The sequence below is a fragment of the Microcystis sp. BLCC-F209 genome (assembly GCF_041928595.1).
Taxonomy (GTDB): Bacteria; Cyanobacteriota; Cyanobacteriia; order Cyanobacteriales; family Microcystaceae; genus Microcystis.
In genome coordinates, this window is record NZ_JBHFLL010000210.1 from 1 (window position 1) to 6,325 (window position 6,325).

Annotated in this window: 5 protein-coding genes; 2 read left to right on the forward strand and 3 right to left on the reverse strand. The window is 43.1% G+C overall.

The annotated features are described in order from the left end of the window. Positions 1-662: 662 nt before the first annotated feature. Positions 663-1,457, reverse strand: a complete 795-nt coding sequence (locus tag ACE1AQ_RS13565; RefSeq protein WP_008204341.1) for an MlaE family lipid ABC transporter permease subunit — start codon at positions 1,455-1,457, stop codon at positions 663-665. Between the two features lie 186 nt (positions 1,458-1,643). On the opposite strand from ACE1AQ_RS13565, the gene ACE1AQ_RS13570 reads away from it, so the two are divergent. Beyond that, complete coding sequence (locus ACE1AQ_RS13570; RefSeq protein ID WP_106908801.1) at positions 1,644-2,828, forward strand: class I SAM-dependent rRNA methyltransferase; 1,185 nt, start codon at positions 1,644-1,646, stop codon at positions 2,826-2,828. Here ACE1AQ_RS13570 and ACE1AQ_RS13575 read toward each other — a convergent pair. Beyond that, entirely contained in the window at positions 2,795-3,205 is a 411-nt protein-coding gene (locus ACE1AQ_RS13575; RefSeq protein WP_039900328.1) for a VOC family protein, read from the reverse strand. The genes ACE1AQ_RS13570 and ACE1AQ_RS13575 overlap by 34 nt on opposite strands. 434 nt (positions 3,206-3,639) lie before the next feature. Between ACE1AQ_RS13575 and ACE1AQ_RS13580 the strand changes: the two genes are divergently transcribed. Beyond that, entirely contained in the window at positions 3,640-4,449 is an 810-nt protein-coding gene (locus ACE1AQ_RS13580; RefSeq protein ID WP_008204339.1) for an SDR family oxidoreductase, read from the forward strand. 61 nt (positions 4,450-4,510) lie between these two features. Here ACE1AQ_RS13580 and ACE1AQ_RS13585 read toward each other — a convergent pair whose 3' ends face one another. Next, a complete protein-coding gene (locus ACE1AQ_RS13585; protein ID WP_039900330.1) occupies positions 4,511-5,377 on the reverse strand; it encodes a 6-carboxytetrahydropterin synthase in 867 nt (288 codons plus the stop codon). Between the last annotated feature and the right edge of the window lie 948 nt (positions 5,378-6,325).

The following is a 6,325-nucleotide window of genomic DNA, read 5'->3' on the forward strand; positions in this document are numbered from 1 at the left end:
ATCTAAGCCACTAAGCTGTTCGTAATTTAAATTGCTTGTTGAGACGAGGCAAGAGGCACTCTTGCAAGAGGCAACAGTAAAGGGATTGAGGGAGATTCGGCTAATCTTAAGAATAAGCACTTTAAATGCGTCTTAGCTTACCCCGTCAGACTTCTGATGTGAGGAAACAGTGAACTGAAAACTCAAATCCGATCCCTAATAGCTGTATCCCGTCTCCCGTCTCCCGTCTCCTGTCTCCGTTCGGGGCTCGACTGAGCTCGCCGAACGTCCGAAGTCTCACGCCGAGGTCGGAACGGAGGCCGTTTTTGTAACGGGGATTTATGCCCCGCTCCAAAAACTTTTCGCCTTAAGGCGAGGTTTTAGACCTGATTTTTTCGATCAACAATAAACTTAAACTAATAAAACAAAGAGGCTATTTGGGTTAGAAGTAGGTTGTCTTGGCATCTTGTATGTTGATTGAGCATAAAGAGTAACGGAAGAGCCATTTTAAAAGAGTTTTACCATGATTCAGCAAGCCCTATATCTTTCGACAAAATTGAGATGGAGCCGCTCAGATTTGAGTTTTTAGTGAGCGGTATTAAGTAGAAAATTGCCGTTTTCTTGGCACTGTTTACTGTTGCCTGTTGCCTCTTGGCTTTAGAAGCTGATTACTGATCACTGTCTTAGCCTAGCTCCACATTACCGGTTCCTTGAAACATCAGCCAAGAGAGGAAAAAATTAGCCACAAAAATCGCTAATAAAGAAGTTACCACAGCCGTGGTAGTAGATTGACCAACTCCTTTAGCACCGCCGGTGGTGGTTAAACCCCAACTGCAGCCGATAATGGCAATTAAAACCCCAAAAATTAGGGACTTTAACATAGAACTAATTAAATCCCATGTTTCCAGAAAATTTTGGGCTGATTGTAAGAATAGGGAATAGGAAATACCGTAAAGACTATCAGAAATAAATAAACCCCCCAGTAGCCCTGTGACTAAAGAGATAATAGTGAGCAGGGGTAACATTAAACTACAGGCAATCACCCGGGGAATGACCAAATAATCGATCGGATCGGTTTTTAAAATATATAAAGCGTCAATTTGTTCTGTGACTCGCATTGTACCAATTTCGGCGGCAAAAGCCGAGCCAACTCTTCCCGCCACCACCACTGCGGTTAAAACCGGGGCTAATTCTCTCGTTAAAGCCAAGGAAAGGACTCCCCCAACAAAACTACCCGCCCCAAAAAAAATAAATTCTCTGGCTACCTGAATAGTGAAAACCATACCCACAAAAGCAGCAGTAATTAGGGCAATGGTCAAGGATTCTGGCCCAACAATACTCATTTGTTCCAGGGTATTACGTCGGTGGATTTTGCCATTAAGAATATGTAAAAAAGCTTGTCCCGCTAACAAACCGGCAGCCCCCAAACGCTGAAACCATAAACTTAAACCACCGGCAGCATCACTTTTTCTTGGCATTTGTCGAGGGAATATCGCTAAAATCTAACTTATTATAGGCGAGAATTCTCTCTGATTATCCCTCGATTGTGGGGACTTGCTTTGATGCCACTCGATCGAGGGATGACAAACCATGGTTTTGTGCTGCTGGCAGGGGATAATAGAATTATCTAGTAGCCGTCAGCTATCAACCCTGATTCTTTATCCATGCCAGATTTAGCGAAAATTATCCTGAGAAACCATAAAATTGATGCTGTTAAACGATTCCATCCTTGGATATTTTCCGGGGCGATTAAAGAGATGGAGGGGGAAGTCAAAGAGGGTGCTATCGTAGAGGTTTATAGTGATCGAGGCGAATATCTAGCCACTGGACTGTATAATCCCAGCAATATTGCCGTTAAAATTCTTTCTTTCCCAAAAGTCAGCGATATTGCTCAATTATTTCTCGAAAAATTCCAGAATGCCTATCAGCTGCGGCAACAAATCGGTTTAGTCGATAACCCGAAAACTAACTGTTATCGCTTAATTAACGCTGAAGGAGACGGTTTACCCAGTTTAATCGTCGATTGGTACAATGGCACGGCGGTTATTCAAGCTTATTCCCTAGCTTTATACCAACGTCTCGATCTGATTGTCGATTGTCTGAAAACTATCTACGCTGACAATTTACGGGCAGTTTACGATAAAAGTGCCGCAGTTTTGGCGAAAAGCGCCCATACTTCCGAGAATAAATACTTATTTGGTCAAAAAACTGGCGATGAGGTGTTAGAATCAGGCCATCGCTTTATTGTTGATTGGGAAAAGGGACAAAAAACGGGATTTTTCCTTGATCAAAGGGAAAATAGAGCATTTTTATCTCAATATTGCCAGAATAAACGGGTTTTAAACACTTTTTGTTACTCTGGCGGCTTTTCCGTCTATGCTATGCAAGCGGGGGCTGCCCTAGTCCATTCCGTTGATAGTTCCCACGGTGCGATCGCTCTTACCGAAAAAAATATCGCCCTGAATAATCTCAGTCAAGTTCCCCATCAATCCTACAGCGCCGATGTTTTTAACTTTCTGCGCGACTGTCAGGAGGATTACGATCTGATTGTTCTTGATCCCCCCGCTTTTGCCAAAAGTATCCAATCCCGTCATCAGGCGGTTATGGCTTATAAAAGATTAAATCAGCAAGCTTTCCAGAAAATTCGCCCCCAAGGTATTATTTTCACCTTTTCCTGTTCCCAAGTGGTTAACGAAGAACATTTTCAGGGGGCTGTCATGGCTGCCGCCATTGAATCGGCTCGCCCAGTGCGAATTTTAGCACGTTTAAGCCAACCGGCAGACCATCCCACCAGTATCTATCACTCGGAAGGTTCCTACCTGAAAGGATTGGTTTTAGCGGTGGATTGATGGAAAATTAAACGATTACCATCGGGATCATAGATGTAGATTTCCGGACCGTGGGAAGCCTGGCTAATTTCTCCCCTAGCACCATAGCCGATTTCGCTCCAATGCTCGATCGCTTTTTCGAGACTCTCCACCTCGAAACAAATGCTCATGCCACTGCCCCTAGAATCGCCAAATTCCTCTCTGTGGGACTCTTTAGGGCAAAAAAGACCTAATTTAAGGTTAATCAGCCTAAATTCCGCATAAACGGCGGCAAGGTAGGGGTTTGGTTCCTGTTGCAACAGTTGACGATAAAACTGCACCGAGCGATCGAAATTACTCGTGCCTAGGGCAATAAAAGCTTCTGTGTAATTGAATGGACTATCGGGGGGGTTATTCATTGGGGTTGGGGATTAGGAGATGGGAGATTGCCCAAAAGATCTACTTCAGTGCGGTGAAGATGTCAAGTCCCTTGTACTGCCAATAGTAGTCGCGTCCATTGCCAGACTTTCTATCTCCCTCGGTAGTAAGCTCTTTAAAATACCTATATCTGCAAGTCCCCTGGGGTTTCCATCCGCTCGAGGATCACCCTGAGCGTTCATCCGATCGAGTGATTTTGGGGAAAAAGTGTTAAAAAAGATTGCTGTTTGTAAAGACAACTGTTACCGTGGGTTCAAGAGTGCGCTTTGAAGGAGGAAAAATCCCATGCACCCTAACCTATCCATCTATCCCTCGATTGCTTCACTACTTATGTAGGGCATAGATGCACAAATCAAAGATTTCAGAAGCAAAACCAATAAATTTCTGTACTGTTGCTTAAAACAGGAGTTTGATCATGAAATTACAGGGAAAAACTGCCCTAGTCACGGGGGCATCCCGGGGCATTGGACGAGCGATCGCCTTAGAATTGGCCCGACAAGGTTTAAGCAGAATTGTGATTGTTGCCAGAGATCAAGAGCGATTAGAAAAACTAGCGAAAGAAATTGAGTCCCTAGGGGTCATTGCCACACCTTTAGCCCTAGATTTAACCGAAAATGACCTTGTTAGCACTTCAATTATCCGCGTTTGGCAAGAATGCCGTGGCATTGATATCCTCGTTAACTGTGCCGGTATTGCCCATCAAACCCCCTTTCTACGCTCGCAATTTTCGCAAGTGCAAGCAGAAATATCTTTAAATCTGATGGCCCTGTACACGGTTACTCGCTTAATTGCCCGCCGGATGGCAATTCGGGGACAGGGAACCATCGTCAATGTTTCCAGCATGATGGGTAAAATTGCCGCTCCTAGCTTCGCTACCTACTCGGCCACCAAATTTGCAATTTTGGGTTTTAGTCAAGCTCTCAGGTCAGAATTACGGGAACACAACATCAAAGTTGTCACCCTCTTACCCTCTTTAACCGATACGGATATGGTGCGAGAATTGCAGTTATTTCGATGGTTAAAACCGATGAGCGCCGAAGAAGTCGCCCAGACTCTAATTACCGGGTTAAATAGGGAAAAAACGGAAATTGTCGTCGGTTGGCAAAGTCATCTAGCTCTTTGGTGCCAAAAATTTGCCCCGAAACTGCTCGAGAAAATTGTCGATTTAGCCTCTCCCTTACGCCAAGGCAAAGGAAAGCGAGGATGGCGAGAAGTGTTTAACTAGGGTTTGATTAAATCTATCAGGGTGAGCATGGCTCACCCTAATCACCTTAACTAACAGGCAATTAAACGGCTGTCAAGGTTTTTTCTAGAAGTTGTCGGGGAGTTTGAACCGAACCACGACAGTGGATTTCGGCAGAATTATTGGGACTTTCAATCAGTTTAACTTTATCTAATTGGGCCCCTAATTGGCGGATCCGTTCCTCTAATAGTTGAGCGATATATAAGGCAATATTTTCGGCGGTGGGAACCACTTCGGCAAAGTAGGGAATATCCTTATTTAAAAAAGCATGATCGAAGGGTTCCACTACCAATTCATCGATCGCTTTTTGTAAATCCCCTAGATCTACAATCATACCGGTACGGGGATCGATTTCTCCCGCCACGGATACTTCTAGGTGATAATTATGGCCATGACCGTTTACCCTGGCGCATTTGCCGTAGATTTCCGAGTTTTGTTCGAGGGTTAATTGCGGTAAAGCCAAACGATGGGCGGCGCTAAAATGGGTTTTGACGGTTAAAGTTGCTTCCATATCTTTTCCTTGATATTCTGCCCACAATTCGGGGTGTTCAAATAGTTGAATTTTGACCAATGGTAAATAGGGTGCTAATCTTTGCCAGATAACTCTAGCGATATTTTCTGTGGTGGGTAGGGTTTGCTGAAATTCCGGCCAGACTTGATTGAGATAGGAGTAGTCTAATTGACTGGTTATCTCTCGTTTAATTACCTGTTTAACGGTGGAGAGATTCTCCACCATGCCATAAAGATTGAGTTCTTTGTATAGGGAGACGTATAATTCGTAATTGTGACCATGACCGGGAAAACGGCTACCAAGACCAAAAAGTCTTTGATTTTCGGCTTCGTCCCATTCTGGCAGATAATAGCGATGGCTGGCTGAAAACCGCGCTCGACGATTGATGATGCAATCCATAAATGTGGGCGATCGATGACTTTGTAAAGTTACGTTAAGAGTAACTCTTTCTAGCATAAACCAGTTTTGTCTCCTCTGGCTTGCGGACAGGAGAAAGTTATCCCTCAATTCCAGCAGGATGCGATCGCTGTGAGCTTCTAGTGAGAAAATTGGCGTTGCTGAATCAAGGTAAGTAGGTGGGTGGAATTAAATATAAAATGAACGTAGGTTAGGTTGAAGCATGAAACCCAACGCCCGATTATGTTACGCTACCGCTAACCCATCCTACAAATAATTGTGCCTACCTACTTATGAATGCCAACCGTGCATCGTATCCAAAAGTTAGTTTGAATCTAGGTTTTAAAAATTTCACATAGGAGAGGTGTTACTAACAACAATCACAGATCGCCTAAGCTTTTTAGAGTTTGTAATTCTTGTGGCCAATCTACACTATCATAATTTACGCAAATATTCCTCTTGTCCAGTTCTTGACGAAGCAAAAGCGGCTGATTTTGCGCTACTGATATGATAATCTCTAAACATAATGATTGCCAGTTATTCGCAACAGTTGCTCGTTTTTTCCTGTTGCTTGTATAATTTCGTTGGCAATCACAATAGTTCTGGAATGTTACGATATTAAACTGAGAGCCATCATTGGATTACAACAACTATTTGTGAGCAATTAATTAATAAAAAATTAATGAGTAGAAACAGTGGCAAAAAATAACCACCTCAAGATTGATTGAAGGGGAATTTATAGTATTTTAGCTGACAGGGGGACAAGTAAGCTGAAAAGCTTATGTAGCATGGAATATAGATATCAACTCCCCAAAAAGATAGGTCATATATAGTAAATATGACCTAGAGAACAAAAATGATAAGTGAATTATACCAGAAAGTGTTAGAAAATGAACTGGGACGAGCCAGATATCTACTGTTGTTAATGATAGTTGGAACCTTGCAAATACT